15 protein-coding genes are annotated in these 15,941 nt (G+C 64.6%); 8 read left to right on the forward strand and 7 right to left on the reverse strand.

Annotated elements, in window-relative coordinates:
• Nucleotides 1–9: 9 nt before the first annotated feature.
• The 4 genes from rpoC (at nt 10) to HMPREF0372_RS18355 (ending at nt 6,605) form a co-directional block, all read left to right on the forward strand.
• A complete protein-coding gene (gene rpoC, locus HMPREF0372_RS18340) occupies nt 10–3,783 on the forward strand; it encodes a DNA-directed RNA polymerase subunit beta' (protein ID WP_007495858.1) in 3,774 nt (1,257 codons plus the stop codon).
• Nucleotides 3,784–3,845: 62 nt separating this feature from the next.
• On the forward strand, nt 3,846–5,183 hold the full coding sequence (locus HMPREF0372_RS18345; protein WP_007495860.1) for a glycosyltransferase 87 family protein: 1,338 nt from the start codon (nt 3,846–3,848) through the stop codon (nt 5,181–5,183).
• A gap of 139 nt (nt 5,184–5,322) precedes the next feature.
• Nucleotides 5,323–5,613 (forward strand): hypothetical protein, encoded by a 291-nt coding sequence (locus HMPREF0372_RS18350; RefSeq protein WP_007495862.1) that lies wholly within the window; start codon nt 5,323–5,325, stop codon nt 5,611–5,613.
• Between the two features lie 74 nt (nt 5,614–5,687).
• Nucleotides 5,688–6,605, forward strand: a complete 918-nt coding sequence (locus HMPREF0372_RS18355) for a C40 family peptidase (protein ID WP_007495864.1) — start codon at nt 5,688–5,690, stop codon at nt 6,603–6,605.
• Between the two features lie 322 nt (nt 6,606–6,927).
• Here the strand turns inward: HMPREF0372_RS18355 and HMPREF0372_RS18360 are convergent, their stop codons facing one another.
• Entirely contained in the window at nt 6,928–7,344 is a 417-nt protein-coding gene (locus HMPREF0372_RS18360) for a hypothetical protein (RefSeq protein WP_007495866.1), read from the reverse strand.
• 215 nt (nt 7,345–7,559) lie between these two features.
• Between HMPREF0372_RS18360 and HMPREF0372_RS18365 the strand changes: the two genes are divergently transcribed.
• Nucleotides 7,560–8,060, forward strand: coding sequence for an NAD(P)H-dependent oxidoreductase (locus HMPREF0372_RS18365; RefSeq protein ID WP_007495869.1), 501 nt, complete (start codon nt 7,560–7,562; stop codon nt 8,058–8,060).
• Nucleotides 8,054–8,665 (forward strand): hypothetical protein, encoded by a 612-nt coding sequence (locus tag HMPREF0372_RS18370; RefSeq protein WP_007495871.1) that lies wholly within the window; start codon nt 8,054–8,056, stop codon nt 8,663–8,665. The genes HMPREF0372_RS18365 and HMPREF0372_RS18370 overlap by 7 nt, the downstream gene beginning before the upstream one ends.
• Here HMPREF0372_RS18370 and HMPREF0372_RS18375 read toward each other — a convergent pair.
• A complete protein-coding gene (locus tag HMPREF0372_RS18375; RefSeq protein ID WP_039998063.1) occupies nt 8,662–9,543 on the reverse strand; it encodes an SPL family radical SAM protein in 882 nt (293 codons plus the stop codon). The genes HMPREF0372_RS18370 and HMPREF0372_RS18375 overlap by 4 nt on opposite strands.
• A 62-nt stretch (nt 9,544–9,605) precedes the next feature.
• Between HMPREF0372_RS18375 and HMPREF0372_RS18380 the strand changes: the two genes are divergently transcribed.
• Nucleotides 9,606–10,823, forward strand: coding sequence for a dicarboxylate/amino acid:cation symporter (locus HMPREF0372_RS18380; RefSeq protein ID WP_007495874.1), 1,218 nt, complete (start codon nt 9,606–9,608; stop codon nt 10,821–10,823).
• Between the two features lie 13 nt (nt 10,824–10,836).
• Here the strand turns inward: HMPREF0372_RS18380 and HMPREF0372_RS18385 are convergent, their stop codons facing one another.
• The 5 genes from HMPREF0372_RS18385 to HMPREF0372_RS18405 form a co-directional block, all read right to left on the reverse strand.
• Nucleotides 10,837–12,642 (reverse strand): copper amine oxidase N-terminal domain-containing protein, encoded by a 1,806-nt coding sequence (locus tag HMPREF0372_RS18385; RefSeq protein WP_007495875.1) that lies wholly within the window; start codon nt 12,640–12,642, stop codon nt 10,837–10,839.
• A gap of 2 nt (nt 12,643–12,644) precedes the next feature.
• Nucleotides 12,645–13,673: a copper amine oxidase N-terminal domain-containing protein gene (locus HMPREF0372_RS18390; RefSeq protein WP_007495876.1), complete on the reverse strand. Its 1,029-nt coding sequence runs from the start codon at nt 13,671–13,673 to the stop codon at nt 12,645–12,647.
• Nucleotides 13,674–13,709: 36 nt separating this feature from the next.
• Complete coding sequence (locus HMPREF0372_RS18395; protein ID WP_009259274.1) at nt 13,710–14,123, reverse strand: GtrA family protein; 414 nt, start codon at nt 14,121–14,123, stop codon at nt 13,710–13,712.
• Entirely contained in the window at nt 14,104–15,072 is a 969-nt protein-coding gene (locus HMPREF0372_RS18400) for a glycosyltransferase family 2 protein (RefSeq protein WP_007495878.1), read from the reverse strand. The genes HMPREF0372_RS18395 and HMPREF0372_RS18400 overlap by 20 nt, the downstream gene beginning before the upstream one ends.
• 70 nt (nt 15,073–15,142) lie before the next feature.
• Nucleotides 15,143–15,337, reverse strand: a complete 195-nt coding sequence (locus HMPREF0372_RS18405; protein WP_007495879.1) for a helix-turn-helix domain-containing protein — start codon at nt 15,335–15,337, stop codon at nt 15,143–15,145.
• A gap of 122 nt (nt 15,338–15,459) precedes the next feature.
• On the opposite strand from HMPREF0372_RS18405, the gene HMPREF0372_RS18410 reads away from it, so the two are divergent.
• Nucleotides 15,460–15,738, forward strand: a complete 279-nt coding sequence (locus HMPREF0372_RS18410) for a hypothetical protein (RefSeq protein ID WP_007495880.1) — start codon at nt 15,460–15,462, stop codon at nt 15,736–15,738.
• Nucleotides 15,739–15,941: the final 203 nt, after the last annotated feature.

The following is a 15,941-nucleotide window of genomic DNA, read 5'->3' on the forward strand; positions in this document are numbered from 1 at the left end:
AGCAAAGATATGAGTTACGCTGAATTCGACGCCATCCAGATCGGCATCGCCTCCCCGGAGCAGATCCGCGAGTGGTCCTACGGCGAGGTCAAGAAGCCGGAGACCATCAACTACCGCACCCTCAAGCCGGAGCGGGACGGTCTGTTCTGCGAGCGGATCTTTGGCCCCACCAAGGACTGGGAGTGCCACTGCGGCAAGTACAAAAAGATCCGCTACAAGGGCAAGATCTGCGACCGCTGCGGCGTGGAGGTCACCCGTGCCAAGGTGCGCCGTGAGCGCATGGGCCACATCGAGCTGGCCGCCCCGGTGAGCCACATCTGGTATTTCAAGGGCATCCCCTCCCGCATGGGCCTGCTGTTGGACATCAGCCCCCGTATTCTGGAGAAGGTGCTCTACTTCGCCAGCTATATTGTCACTGACCCCGGCTTCTCCCCCCTGGCCAAGAACCAGATCCTCTCCGAGAAGGAGTACCGCGACATGCGGGAGAAGTACGAGGACGACTTCGAGGCCGGCATGGGTGCCGAGGCCGTGAAGAAGCTGCTCCAGGACATTGATCTGGAGGAGCTGTCCAACCAGCTCCGCGCCGAGCTGAAGGACGCCTCCGGCCAGAAGAAGGCCCGCATTGTCAAGCGCCTGGAGGTGGTGGACGCCTTCCGTATCTCCGGCAACAAGCCCGAGTGGATGATCATCGACGTGCTGCCGGTGATCCCCCCCGAGCTGCGCCCCATGGTGCAGCTGGACGGCGGCCGCTTCGCCACCTCCGATCTGAACGACCTGTACCGCCGGGTGATCAACCGCAACAACCGCCTGAAGCGTTTGATCCAGCTCAACGCCCCCGACATCATCGTGCGCAACGAGAAGCGGATGCTCCAGGAGGCGGTGGACGCCCTCATCGACAATGGCCGCCGGGGCCGCGCCGTCACCGGCGCCAACAACCGCGCCCTCAAGAGCCTGTCCGACATGCTCAAGGGCAAGCAGGGCCGCTTCCGCCAGAACCTGCTGGGCAAGCGCGTGGACTACTCCGGCCGTTCCGTCATCGTGGTCGGCCCCGAGCTGAAAATCTACCAGTGCGGCCTGCCCAAGGAGATGGCCATCGAGCTCTTCCGCCCCTTCGTGATGAAAAAGCTTGTGGAGGACGGCCTGGCCAACAACATCAAGTCCGCCAAGAAGATGGTGGACAAGGGCAAGGCCGAGGTGTGGGACGCCCTGGAGTTTGTCATCAAGGACCACCCCGTCATGCTCAACCGCGCCCCCACCCTGCACCGCCTGGGCATCCAGGCCTTCGAGCCCGTGCTCGTGGAGGGCCGCGCCATCAAGCTGCACCCCCTGGTGTGTACCGCCTTCAACGCCGACTTCGACGGCGACCAGATGGCCGTCCACGTGCCCCTGTCCGCCGAGGCCCAGACCGAGGCCCGGGTGCTCATGCTCTCGGCCAACAACCTGCTGCGGCCCCAGGACGGCGGCCCCGTCACCGTGCCCACCCAGGACATGGTGCTCGGCTCCTACTACCTGACCTATGAGAAGTATCCCGAGCACACCGCCGAGGAGACCTACGACGACGTGGCGGCGGTGAAGGCCGCCCTGGCCGCGGGCGCCATCACCCCCGACTCCTATGTCTGGGTGAAGAACCCCGGCTCCCTGGATGATATTCCCACCTATGCCGGCATCTGCGCCGAGACCGAGGACGGCGCGCTGCCCCGCGAGGTGCTCCACGTCTTCTCCAACGACATCGAGGCCCGCCTGGCCTACGACGAGGGCGAGCTGGAGCTCCACGTGCCCATCCTGGTCCGCCGGGAGGCGGAGGTGGACGGCGTTGTCCGCCACAAGCTGGTGCGCACCACCGTGGGACGCCTGCTCTTCAACGAGGGCATCCCCCAGGATCTGGGCTTCGTGGACCGCAGCGACCCCGAGCAGATGTTCGACCCCGAGGTCAACTTCATCGTGGGCAAGAAGCAGCTTGGCAAGATCATCGACAAGTGCATCGTCAAGCACGGCTTCACCGTGTCTGCCCATGTGCTGGACACCATCAAGAACCGGGGCTACAAGTTCTCCACCCGCGGCTCCCTCACCGTCTCCATCTACGACATGACCATCCCCGAGAAGAAGTATGGCCTGATCGCCGATACCGAGAAGGAGATCGTCAAGATCGAGCGGCAGTACAAGCGCGGCTTCCTCACCAATGAGGAGCGTTACCGCCTGGTGGTCGAGGCCTGGGAAAAGACCTCCAAGGACGTGACCGACGCCCTGATGGCCGGCCTGGACCGCTACAACCCCATCTGGATGATGGCGGACTCCGGCGCCCGTGGTTCCTCCGCCCAGATCCGCCAGTTGGCCGGCATGCGCGGCCTGATGGCCGACACCTCCGGCCGCACCATCGAGATCCCCATCAAGTCCAACTTCCGTGAGGGCCTGTCCGTGCTGGAGTACTTCATCTCCTCCAGAGGCGCCCGAAAGGGCATGGCCGATACGGCTCTGCGTACCGCCGACTCGGGTTACCTGACCCGCCGTCTGGTGGACGTGTCCCAGGAGGTCATCATCCGCGAGCACGACTGCGGCACCGACGACGGCATCACCGTCAGCGAGATCGTGGAGAACGGCCAGGTGATCGAGACCTTCGGCGAGCGGCTCAAGGGCCGTTACCCGGTGGAGGATATCTGCGATCCCCAGACCGGCGAGGTGCTCATCGAACACCACACCATGATGACCGCCGACCACGCCAAGCTGCTGGAGGACCACGGCATCCACTCCGTGAAGATCCGCAGCGTGCTCACCTGTCGCGCCCGCAGTGGCGTTTGTTCCAAGTGCTATGGCATCAACCTGGCCATTGGCGAGCCCGTGGGTGAGGGCGAGGCCGTGGGCATCATCGCCGCCCAGTCCATCGGCGAGCCGGGCACCCAGCTCACCATGCGTACCTTCCACACCGGCGGCGTCGCCGGCGGCGACATCACCCAGGGTCTTCCCCGTGTTGAGGAGCTGTTCGAGTCCCGCAAGCCCAAGAAGATGGCCCAGTTGGCCGAGATCAGCGGCCGGGTCACTCTGGAGGAGGCCAAGCGCAACGCCATCTGCAACGTCACCATCACCGCCAACGACGGCGAGGTGGTCTCCTACGCCCTGCCCTACGCGGGCCTGCGGGTGAAGGACGGCGACACTGTGGAGAAGGGCTTCGCCCTCACCGAGGGTGCCCTCTACCCCCAGGACGTCCTCCGGGTGCGCGGCGTCCACGCCGTGTACGACTACCTCATCCAGGAGGTTCAGAAGCCCTACCGCCAGCAGGGCGTTGACATCAACGACAAGCACATCGAGGTCATCTGCCGCCAGATGATGCGCAAGGTGCGGGTGGAGGACGCGGGCGATTCCGATCTGCTCAGCGGTTCCACCGTCGATCTCATCCGCTTTGAGGATGCCAAGGAGGCCGTGCAGAAGCGCATCGACGCCGGCGAGACCAACGACGGCCTCGAGCTCAAGCTGCCCACCTGCACCCGCCTGCTGATGGGCATCACCAAGGCCTCTCTGGCCACCGACTCCTTCCTGTCCGCCGCCTCCTTCCAGGAGACCACCAAGGTGCTCACCGAGGCCGCTATTCAGGGCAAGGTGGACCACCTGCTGGGCCTGAAGGAGAACGTCATCATCGGCAAGCTGATTCCCGCCGGCTCCGGCCTGTCCGTCTACCGCAAGTACGACAAGGTGGACGACGAGGGCACCGCCCAGAGCGGCGAGGAGGCGGTTCCCGAGGAGGAGGCCCCCGCCGAGGCGGCGGTCCTCTCCGAGTCCGCTGAAGTCTGATCCCACTGTGAAAGGCCCGGGGCACCCCATTGCCCCGGGCCTTTTTTCGACAGGAGGTGCCTATGAACGTCTTTTCCCTCTCCTGGGCCGCAGCTGGACTGGCCCTGCTGGGCCTGAGCCTGTTTCCCGCCGGCTCCCTTGCCCTGGGCGGAGCGCCCGCTCATCTGGCCGTCTTTCTGCTCCTGCTGGCCCTGGCCGCCCTGGCGCTGCGGCTGCTCCGCCGGGAGGGCCTGGACCGTCCCCGGCTGCTGGACGCCCTGCTGCCCATTGGGCTGGCCTTCTTCCTCCGGGCCCTGCTGCTGGACTACCAGTCCGCCGATTACCAGATGTTCCTCTCCCAATGGGCCGCGGCCTTCCGGGATGGGGGCGGCTTCGCGGCCGTGAAGCTGCCGATCGGCAACTATAACGCGCCCTACCTCTATTTTCTTGCCGCCATCTCCTATCTGCCCATACCCGACCTGTACCTCATCAAGCTCTTCTCCATTCTGTTTGACGTGGTGCTGGCCTGGGGCGGCTTCCGGCTGGTGCGGCATTTCGCGCCGGAGAGCCCGAACCGCCCCCTGCTCTGCTTCTGCCTGCTTCTGCTGCTGCCTACGGTGATACTCAACGGCGCGTTCTGGGGGCAGTGCGACGCCCTGTACGGCGCCCTCACCCTCCACGCCCTGGCCTGCGCGCTGGAGGGGCGAAACCGAAGCTCTTTGCTCCTGCTGGGGATCGCCTTCTCCTTTAAACTACAGACCGTCTTTGTGCTCCCCCTGTGGGGCGGGCTGTGGCTGCTCCGGCGGGTGCGCTTCCGGGAGCTGTTGTGGTTTCCGGCGGCCTATGCCGCCACCTGTGTGCCCGCGCTACTGCTGGGCAAGCCCCTGGGGGACATCCTGGGGGTCTATTTTGGGCAGGCCGCCGAGTACTCCGGCTATCTGAACCTGAATGCCCCCAATATGTACGCCCTGATTCCCCACGGCGCGGAGGTGAACACTGCCCTCGCCGCCCGCCTGGGCATCCTGGCCGCCTTCGCCCTCGCTGCGGCCGTGCTGGCCGCCCTGCTGGTTTTCCGCCGCCAGGCGGACGACCGGGCTCTTCTGGCCGCCGCGGTTGTCCTGGCCATCGGCGTGCCCTTCCTGCTGCCCCACATGCATGAGCGCTACTTCTTCCTGGCCGACGTGCTGGCTCTGGCCTGGACCTGCGCGTTCCCCCGCTCCGCCCCCTGCGCCCTGCTGGTGGAGCTGGCCTCCCTGGGCGCCTATGTGGTGGTCCTGCGGGGGAAATTTACCCTGGCGGTCTCCCTGGATGGCCGCCTGTTCCCCATACTGTGCGAGGCCTTACTCATGCTGGCCGGCCTGGCCTTTGCGGTCCTCTCCCTCGCCCGCCGACTCGCCTTCCCTCAAAAATCCAGAGAGTAACCGCCTGTCCCCTACCATCTGGCATGCCGGTACAAATTTCCTGTGAAATCAGCAGGAAAGCAGTTGACGAGCTGGAAACAATGTGTTACAATTTGGTTACAGTTTTTAAGAATAGTTACAATCCTCAAAGGAGGTCAAAATGGCAGCTCAGAATATTCCCCTGACCTACAAAGGCCACCCCCTCCGCCGGAAGGACAGCCTGATCTACTACGGCAGCATGGCCCAGAAATATATCATCATGCTCCAGATTCTCTCCCAGAAGAAGGATCAGGACCTGGACGTGGCGACCAAGGTTTCCGTTCAGCTTCAGCTCACCGACCCGGATCTGAAGAGCCGGGACCGGGTGGTTAAGAAAACTGAGAAAGACAGCCTCTACGCCGCCATGGACGTGGCGTCCGTCTGGCTGGAGCGCGCGCTCGCCAACCCGTAACCCCGCCTTACACCCGAGAAGCCAAAGCCCCGCCCTCCGGGCGGGTATTACTTTGAAACTGGAGGAATCGACCCATGATACAGCCTGCCAAGCTCCTGCGCACCGCGCTTGTAACCGCCGTCCTCTCCACCGTCTGCGTGGTGAGCGCCTCCGCCGCCAGTGTCGGTGTGGGCACCGTCAACACCGACGCTCTCCGCCTCCGCAACGAGGCCAGCACCTCCGCCACCGTACTGGGTACCGCCTCCAAGGGCGACACCGTGGTGGTTCTGGAGGACGCGGGCAACGGCTGGTATAAGGTGGACTACAAGTCCGTGGAGGGCTATATGTCCGGCGAGTACCTGAACGTGTCCGCCAAGGCGGACGTCACCATCGGCTACGGCCTGGTCCAGTCCGAAGGTTCCACCCTGAATGTGCGCAGCGGCCCCGGCACCAGCTACGGTAAGGTCACCTCCCTCAACAACGGCGCGGTGGTCAACATCGTGGGCATCGACAACGGCTGGTACAAGATTTCTACCAACGGCGTCACCGGCTATGTCAGCAGCGATTACATGGTCACCTGCAAGGACTCCGCCGGTTCCCGCGGCGACGGCGCCACCGCCGTGGCCACCGCCTCCAGCAGCAGCCTGGGCCAGCAGGTGGTGGACTACGCCAAGCAGTATCTCGGTTGCCCCTATGTTTACGGCGGCAACGGCCCCAGCAGCTTTGACTGCTCCGGCTACACCAGCTATGTGTACCGCCACTTCGGCTACACCCTGAATCGCACCGCCTCCACTCAGCTCTCCAATGGCACCTCTGTTTCCAAGAGTGAGCTGCAGCCCGGCGACCTGGTGTTCTTCAAGTATAACACCAGCAAGGCCGCCTCTCATGTGGGCATCTATATCGGCGGCGGGCAGTTCATCCACGCCTCCACCAATACATACACCGTCAAGATTGACGATCTCACCCGCGGCCACTACGCCAACGTCTACGTGGGCGCCCGCCGCATCCTGTGATTTTGCCTGGCAGGCGAATCCGGTCTGAGTTGAAAACGAGCGTACACGGCTCTGCCGTGCACGCTCGTTTTATGTTTTCGTATCCGATGCAGTTTTGGGAGGGATTTTCAAATGGATCTGGCCTTTCTGGAGGAAACCAAGTTCTGTCTCCCGGCGCGCCGGAGCTGCCGGAAGCCCTCGCCGGCCTTCCCATCGCCCTGCCCCACGCTCCCCGCCCTGTGCCGCATCAGCGCCGTCAATCGCCGTACACCGCATCAGAGTCAACGCGGTCCACTCACAGGAACAGGGCCCGCCGGATGGCGGGCCCTGTCGGGTCAGATGCTTATTCCTGGGGCTTGTCGTCGTCGGAGAATACCTCCTCGGGAGCCACCTCGTGGTCGCAGCAGCCGCAGCCGCCGTCCACCGGCTCCTCAGGGGGCACGTCGGTCTCCACGTGGGGGATGTCCACGTCGGACACATTGCCCTCAGCCTTCAGCTCGGCGATGCGGTTCTTGTTCTCCTCAATGTTGACCTTGGCGGCGGTGATACGCTCACACAGGGCCACGTAGGCCGCCTCAGGGGCCATGCCCCGCTCGGCATAGTACAGCTTGCCGATCTCCACATACGCCTTCTTGATGGCGTCCTCCTCGCTGGCGTTGTTCAGGGACAGCTTGGTGATCTCCGCAAGCTGCTTGGACTTGGCCACGCCGGCCCGGCCCAGATCCATTGCACGATCCTTCAGTTCATCCAAAAAAGCCATATTAAAAACCTCCTTACGGTGCGGCTTGTTGGGTTGCTGGCCTTATTCTACCCCGTTTTGCCCCGGTGCGCAAGGGGACGCGCCGGGATTTTAGCCAATTTTAACCGATCCTATAGCGGAGCTTAAATTTTGCGGCCTTTTCTTGCCCTTTGGCCCGCACTGTGATAAAATCATATCATTTCACTGGGGGAATTCTCCCCCGGAAAGGAGCACCCATGAAACTGTTGATGACGGACCGTCCCGTGTCCGCCGCTCTCCCCCAGGATGCCGCCGCCGTGGATCTCTCCGCCCTCCGCATCGCAAACTGCGTGGGCTGCTTCGGCTGCTGGACCAAAACGCCCGGCCGCTGCGTCATCCGGGACGACGCGGCACGGGTATATCCCCTCATCGCCCGGAGCGAGCAGGTACTCTATGTCAGCCGGGTCAAATACGGCTCCTACGCGCCGGTGATGAAGACCATGCTGGAGCGGGCCATTCCGGTGCAGCAGGCCTTTCTCCGCATCCACAACGGCGAGACTCACCACGTTCAGCGCGCCGTGGTCCCCAAGGACGCGGTGATCCTGGCCTACGGGGCGGACCGGGCGGAGGAGCGCGCCCTGTTTACCCGGCTGGTGGAGCGCAACGCCCACAACATGTCCTTCCGCAGCCACCGCGTCCGCTTTGTGGCCGAGGGGGAGCTGGAGGCCGCCGTGGGAGAGGAGGTGGCCCGGTGGTGAAGCTTCTGATCGTAAACGGCAGCCCCCGCGCCCCCCGCTCCAATTCCAGGCGCTATGCCGAGCTGTTTCAGGCCCGCTGGAAAGGGGAGGCCCGCTATGCGGCCCTGACCGCAAAGAATCACGCCGAGCTGGCGGCGGCCGCGGCGGAGTGCACCGACCTGCTGCTGGTCTTCCCCCTCTATGCCGACGGCCTTCCCGCCCCTCTCCTGCGCTTTTTGGAGTTCCTGGAGGGGGCCGGGCCGGAGCACAGGCCGCGCATCAGCGTACTGATCAACTGCGGCTTTCTGGAGCCACACCAGAACGATGTCGCGGTGGACATGGTGCGCCTCTTCTGCCTGGAGAACGGCTATCCCTTCGGCGCATGCCTCAAAATCGGCGGCGGGGAGGCCATCCTGGGCACCCCTTTCGCCTTCCTGGTCAGGCGGAACATCAGGGCGCTGGCCAGGGCCATCGCCGCCGGACGGCCCGCCGAGCTGGCGGTCACCATGCCCCTGTCCCCCCGCGCCTTTGTGCGGGCCTCCACACGCTACTGGACGCAGATGGGCGCCGCCAACGGCTGTACGCCGGAACAGATGGCGTCCATGGACATTGAGCCGCAGCCTTAGAAAAAGGTGAGCTGCCGCTCCCCGTAACCGCGCTGATAGGCGGCGGTGATGTCCCGCATCCGGCACAGCAGGCCCAGGGCGCGGCACCGCTCCTCCAGGGCGGCCCACAGGGCCTTTGCCCGTGGGCTGGGGCACTCGTAGCGGGGTCCGTACTGCCGCCGGTAGCGCTCTGCCAGGCCGGGAAAGCCTTTTTCCAATGCCTGATAGTAATATTCCCGCTGTTGATCACGGAGCGTCATACCGAACGCGGGGTAGACAAACCGGGCCCCCGCCTCCGCCGCGGCCTCCACCACGGCCCGCAGGTTTTCCACATTGTCCTCCAAAAAGGGGAGAACCGGCATGAGCAGCACGCCGGCAAACAACCCCGCCTCCGCCAGCCGGGCCACCGCCTCCAGCCGCCGGGCGGGGCTGGGAGCGTTCGGCTCCACCCGGGCGGCCAGGGCGGCATCGGTGGTGGTGACGGTCACCTTGCACAGCACCGGCACGTGCTCCCTCATGCAGCGCAGCACGTCTATGTCCCGGGTAATCCCGTCCCCCTTGGTGGCGATGGCCGCCCCGAAGCCGTAGGCGTCCAGCAGCTCCAGGGCGTGGCGGGTGAGCTGGAGCTCCCCCTCGAAGGGGTTGTAAGGGTCGCTCATGGAGCCCATGCCCACAATGCCGGGGCGCACCTTCCGCCGCAGCTCGTCCCGCAGGAGCGCCAGGGCGTTCTCCTTGGCCCGCACCCGGCCGAAATCCTCGATACCGTAGCAGGCGCTTCGGCTGTCGCAGTAGATGCAGCCGTGGCAGCAGCCCCGGTACAGGTTCATGGTGTAGTCGGTGCCGAACCAGGCGGTGCTCCTGTTGCGGCTTAAGATCTGCTTGGCGGGAATGTACTCCATGGCCGTTCCTCCGTATGGTTTTCCCCCCGCCTCCATATCCTAGTGGGGAATGGAGGTGGAGCATGAGACGCAAGCTGCCCCTTTCGCTCCGGATCCTGCTGGGCCTGGGGCTGGGCGTGCTGGCCGGGCTGGCGCTCCAGGATGCCCCGGAGTTTGCCGCGGCCTGGATTCAGCCCTTCGGCACCCTGTTTCTCAATCTGGTAAAGATGCTGGTGGTTCCCCTGGTGTTCTGCTCCCTGACGGCGGGGGTGGGCGGTCTGGGGGACGCCCGGCACATGGGCCGGGTCGGCGGCCGCACCCTCCTGTTCTACTTGTGCACCACCGCGCTGGCGGTGGCCCTGGGCCTGCTGGCGGCCAACCTGTTTCCGGTGGGGCGGGAGCTGGGCTATCCGCTCCCCGCCGCCCGGGAGGAGGCCCCCTCTTTCTCTCTGGCGGACACCCTGCTGGGGATTGTCCCCACCAATCCCATCCAGGCTCTGGCCGAGGGCAATATGCTGCAGATCCTCTTTTTTGCCCTGGCCCTCGGGTGGGCGTCCCTGACCATCGGAGAGAAGGGCGCGCCCCTGCTGCGGGCCTTCGGCAGTCTGGCGGAGGCCATGTACGCCCTCACAGAGCGGACCATGGTACTGGCGCCGGTGGCTGTGTTCGCCCTGATCGCCCCGGTGGTGGCCGCGGAGGGGCCCAGAGTGCTCTCCTCCCTCCTGGGGGTGGCCGTCCTGGTCTACGGGGCCTGTCTGGTGCAGCTTCTGTTGGTCTACGGAGGAGCCGTGGGCGCCCTGGCAAGGCGCAGCCCCCGGCGTTTCTTCCGGGAGGCCCTGCCCGCCGTGGTCTTCGCCTTCTCGTCGGCCAGCTCCGCCGGGGCCCTTCCCTTCTCGCTGGAGGCCGCCGAGCGCCTGGGCGTCCCCGCCGGGGTGCGCTCCTTCGTCCTCCCCCTGGGTGCCACCCTCAACATGGACGGCACCGCCATCTACCAGGGGGTGTGCGCCCTGTTCATCGCCAATGCCTACGGTATCCCCCTGGCGCTCCCCCAGCAGCTCACCATCATCCTCACCTGCACCCTGGCCTCCGTCGGAACCGCCGGAGTACCCGGCGCAGGGGCCGTCATGCTGGGCATGGTGCTCCAGTCCGTGGGCCTGCCGGTGGAGGGGGTGGCATTGGTCCTGGGCATCGACCGGGTGCTGGACATGGCGCGCACCGCCGTCAACGTAGCGGGCGACCTCGCCTGCGCCGTTGTAGTGTCCGCCGCCGAACCCCCGGTTGAAAAGGGGCCTCCCGCCTGAGGGAGGCCCTTTTTTACGTCTGTTCGGGGGTGGTAATCCAGAGGGTGTTTTCCTCCGCGTCCCACACGTCCTCCAGCCCCGCGGCGTCCACCATAAAGCGCACCGGGACATAGAGCTTCCACCCCACCAGCTCAGGCGGCACCGCCATGGAGACCGGGCCGCGCCCGGACACCTGGCCCTGGGTGATGCCCACCCGGACGGTGATGCTCTCCGCCCCGTTGCTGCACACCGCCGTCCCGGTGGCCGCATCGTAGGAGAAGTCATAATATCCCATCCAGACCGCCAGTTCCCGCATCGGGGCCATGGTGCACCCTGCTGTGCTGCGCAGGGGCATATCGGTCAGGGAGAAATATTCCCCGTCCAGAGCCACATAGGTGGGAAACTCGCCGAAGCATGCGGCGCAGAGCCCCCGGACCTCCTCCGAGTCCACTGCCAGAACGTCATCCGTCCCCACACCAGTTACCACCGTGCCGCCCCCTGAATGGAGTTCCACCCCCGTGGAGCTCCAGGGACACAGGGCCGTGAAATACACCCCGTCGCCGGAGGCCAGCAGCTTCCCATCCGCCACCCGGTAGACCAGCGAACCGTCGGTCTGGCCGTCCACCGGGCAATCCTTGATGCGCCATCCCAGATCTATCTGGGGGGCCGCCTCCGGCAGGACGGTCAGGCTGGTGGCCGTCCATTGCTCCCGGTCAGCGCTTTGCCAGACGGTTCCGTCCACCAGCGCATAGCACACCCCGTCCACACAGGCCACGTTCTCCACCGGTGCGCCGAAGTCGTGCTCCCCCGTCCGGTGGAAGCTGCGATCCAAGAAAATGACCTTGTTGTTGTTCGGGCTGAACCGGTCTGCGCCGGTACCCATCATCCCCCGGCCGGTGACAGACTGACACATAAGATAGCCGTCCCCTGTCCAGCGGAAGGTATAGTCCACCCAGGCCGTTCCAACGCCCTCGGCGGGGTCAAAGCCCAGGTCGGCCTCCACCCATCCGGCGGTACAGGCCCCTGCAAAACGGCTGCCCCTGTAGTCATAGTAGTACAGCGAACCGTCATACGGGCTGTAGTAGACCACGGCTCCTCCCCCGGTCTCGGACAGGCGCATCATGTCAGGGGTCAGCTTGGTCTCCAGCGGCAGCCAGGAGTAGCCGTCTGTGGAGACCGCCAGCCCAAAGGGACCGTTGTTTCCGGGCTGCTCCCGGATAAGATAGCTGGTCACCTCCACGGGCTTACGCTGATTCTCCTGCTTGTACCAGGCCGTGCCGCTGTAGTAGACGCCGCCCTCCCGGCCCGGCTCCCAGTCGGTCCGGGTGAAGGCGTGCTCCACCCCGTCCACGGTGGCGTAGTAGGTGCCCCCCGCGTACCGGATATCGGTGACCGGGCCGTCAAACGCCTTGGCGCCGATGATGCGGAAGCCCTCGTCCAAAAGGGTGACCCAGTTGTTGCGGGGACTGTCCCCATATTGCTGGTGGGTGTCCTCCCGGGGATCGTCCAGCAGACTCTGGCGCATCATGTACTCACTGCCCGTCCACAGAAACTGGAACTCCTTGTGAGCCAGTCCGTTTACACCGGTGCCGTAGGCCCAGCCAGCACTCGCCCACTGGCGATCCAACTCCGTCCACGTCACCCCATCTGCGGAGCGGTACACGCCGCCTATGATGGTGTAGTACAGCACATAGTCCCTTCCGGTCTCGCACACCACCGGGCCCGCCATGGCCCCCAGGGGGCCGTCCCAATTGGGCCGCCCCGCCGCCAGCGCGGGAGTGACTAGGGTGAGAACCAACGCCAGGGCGGCAGCCAGCGCCGAAATTGCACGCCGTCTCATGTTTACCCCTCCTGAATTGCTGTGGTGAGGTAGAAGGTCTGCCCCGCCGCATCCCAGGTCACATCCGCCCCCGCCGCCTCGGCAAAGAATCGGACGGGTACACAGAATATGCCACCGCGCAGCTCGGCGGGCACCGCCAGCCAGTTGGTGGTCTTGCCGTTGGCGGTAGCCTGGGTGCTGGCCGCGCGCACAGAAATGGTGTCCGTCCCCCGGGCGCATACCGCCGTCCCGGAAGAGCCGTCATAGTCAAAGGTATAGCCAAGAGCCTGGGCCATCTGCCGCAGAGGGGCCATCGTGCAGCCGCTCACCTGATAGAGGGAGATGGGGAAAGTCACCGGCTTGCCGTCTACCGTGATCCGCAGCAGCTCGGGCTGGGCAGCGGCCAGGCGCTGCTTCAACTCCGCCGCCGGATAGGTGTGGGACGCGCCGGTCTCGTAGCCATACCGGCTGTAGACCTCCACCCGGATGCCCTGGGGCACCGGATAGGCCTGCACATCCGCCATGTCGTAGCTGGCCAGGAAGGAGGTAAAGTCCGCCGTCAACTCCACGGCCCGCCCCTGTCCGTCCGTCACCCACAGCTCCCGGCCGCCCCGCAGGGTGAAGGTGAGGCCGTTCAGCGACGACCGGCCCCGCTGGATGGCCGGCGCGGTATCTTGCTCCTCCGGCGTGAGGGCCGTCCAGTGCCCCCCGTCGGCGGAGCACCAGGTGGGCCGCTCGCTCCCGAAGGGGCCGGCCAGGAACTGCGTCCCGTCGTACATGCCGCTGCCCAGGCTGCTCTCCGCCGCCCCGGCGGAGACCCAGCTCACCCCGTCGTCGGTGTAGACAAACTCATACCGGTCGTCCCGGTACACCGCGCCGTCTGCCGTCTGCCGGTACGCTCCGTAGGTGGTGCGGACGCCCACCGTCCGCGCGCCGCTGCTGCCCAGGATGCGGATGTAGGTGTCCCCGGCCCGGTGCTCCGCCGCCAGGGCGGGAATGCCCAGGGTGAGGGCCAGCGCCAGGGCCAGCAGGATCGACAGAAACCGTTTCATGAAAACCTCCTTTTCCGGCGGCGTGGCATTCCCGCCTTACGAATTCTTCTTACGGAATGCAAAAAACCGCTGTCCGAAGTAATTCAGACCGGTGTAAAGCACCATGCCCACCAGCAGGGCCACATTCTCCTGGATCTTCCCGCTCTGCCCGGAGAGGGCCCACAGCGCCAGAGGCTTGGCCACGCCGTAGGCAATGAGCCAGCACACCGCTACCGTCAGGGCGAATCTGCCCACCTGGGCCCAGCCGCGCTCCTTATTCTGAAAGGTAAAGTGCTTGTTGAGGAAGTAGCTCAGCACACCGCCCACCACGTAATTCGCCGCCGAGGCTGTCCAGTAGGCCCAGCCCGCCAGGTTGAACAGCAGGAACATAACGCCCGCCCCCACCAGGGTGTTAAGCACTCCCACCATCAGGAACCTGGGGATGCTCTTGTCAATCAGCTTTTTCGCCATGCGCATCCTCCAGTACCTCGCGGAGCAGGAAACGGGGGCGTCCCTTGGTCTCCAGATAGATCTTCCCGATGTACTCCCCGATGACCCCCAGGGAGAGGAGGATCAGTCCGCCGATGGCCCACACCGAGCAGATCACGCTGGCCCAGCCGATGATGGTGGCTCCCGTGGCCCAGCGGACGATGGAGTAGATCAGCATGAGGATGCTGACGGCAAAGATGAGGAAGCCCAGGCCGGTAATGTAGCGGATGGGCTTGACGGACAGGGATGTGATGCCCTCCATGGCGAAGGAGAGCATCTTTTTCAGGGGGTATTTGCTCTCGCCGGCGAACCGCTCCCCCCGCTCGTACTCCACGGTGCCGGTGCGGTAGCCGATCATGGGCACGATGCCCCGCAGGAACAGGTTGACCTCCCTGAACTGGGCCAGCCCCTCCAGCGCCCGCCGGGACATGAGGCGGTAGTCGGCGTGGTTGAACACCGTCTCCGCCCCCATGAAATTCATCACCCGGTAGAAGCCCTCGGCGGTGAAGCGCTTGAAGAAGGTGTCCTTTTTCCGGGAGGAGCGCACGCCGTAGACCACATCGCACCCGGCGTAGTACTGCTCCACCATGGCGTCCACCGCGTCAATGTCGTCCTGGAGGTCGGCGTCCATGGAGATGGCCATGTCGCACCGCTCCTTCGCCGTCATCAGCCCCGCCAGCAGGGCATTCTGGTGCCCCCGGTTGCGGGAGAGATCCGCCCCGCAGAACAGGGGGCACCCGCCATGCAGCCGGGTGATGAGCTCCCACGTCCGGTCCCTGGAGCCGTCGTTGACAAACAGCACCCGGCTCCGCTCCGAGATTTTGCCCGCCGCCATCAGCCCTTCCAGCTTGGCCCGCAGCCGCCGGGAGGTCTCGGGAAGCACCTCTTCCTCGTTATAGCAGGGGACGACGATATACAGAATATCTGCCATCCGGTCTCCACTTCCTTGTCTTTGGTTTTGGTATCTGCCATTATACCCTCTTTGGACGAGAAAAGCCACCTTATGGTTCCCCGTTGCCAAACAGGGAAATATCCAGCACCGCACAAATGCGCATCAGCACATCCACTGAGGGCTTTTTCCGGCCACTCTCAATTTCGGCAATGAAGGGCTGGGACACCTGTACCAGCTTTGCAAGCCTTTCCTGACTCAGTCCCTTTTCTTTTCTCTTTTCCCTTATCAGAGTTCGGTAATCCATTCCAATCACTCCTTGCTCCTATTATAGCTAATAGCAATATCTTTTTCATCTATAGCTTTTAGCTATTGACTTTTTTCTTACTTTGCTATAATATAGCTATAAGCTATTTAGAAGGTGCTGATATGAATTCTTTCTTTCCTATCCTGAACTGGGCCGGGCTTCTTCTGCTAAAGGAAAAGCTGTCCCACTGCACGCCTTATCAGGAGGCAGAGCGGGACAGCCGTGCACAGTGGGCGGCGTTCAAAGCCTCCCACCCGGAGGCTTTGAACGAGGAGGTGCTGGATTTGCTTGACCGCTGCAATCTGGCTGCGGCCTGGGAGCGCGACGCCGCCTTTTGTCTGGGCCTCCAGTTGGGCCTGGAGCTGGGCGGCCTTGGCCGCTTCTGGGATACGGAGCCGTAGTGGATGACACTCCAGTATGGCGCGACAGCGTAGGCCCCGCCGGAGGCATGACAAGAAAGCAGTTGTCAAAAACTGCAACATGAAAGGTGCGTCAGCCCGGCACAAGACGGGCCGATGTGGGCAGAAGGTGAATTGCCCTAGAGGGGCAAGAGAGGCCGCCCTGGGGCGGCGGCCCCTACGCTAGGGGGACGCCCGCCTCAACG

This window comes from Flavonifractor plautii ATCC 29863 (assembly GCF_000239295.1).
GTDB lineage: Bacteria > Bacillota > Clostridia > Oscillospirales > Oscillospiraceae > Flavonifractor > Flavonifractor plautii.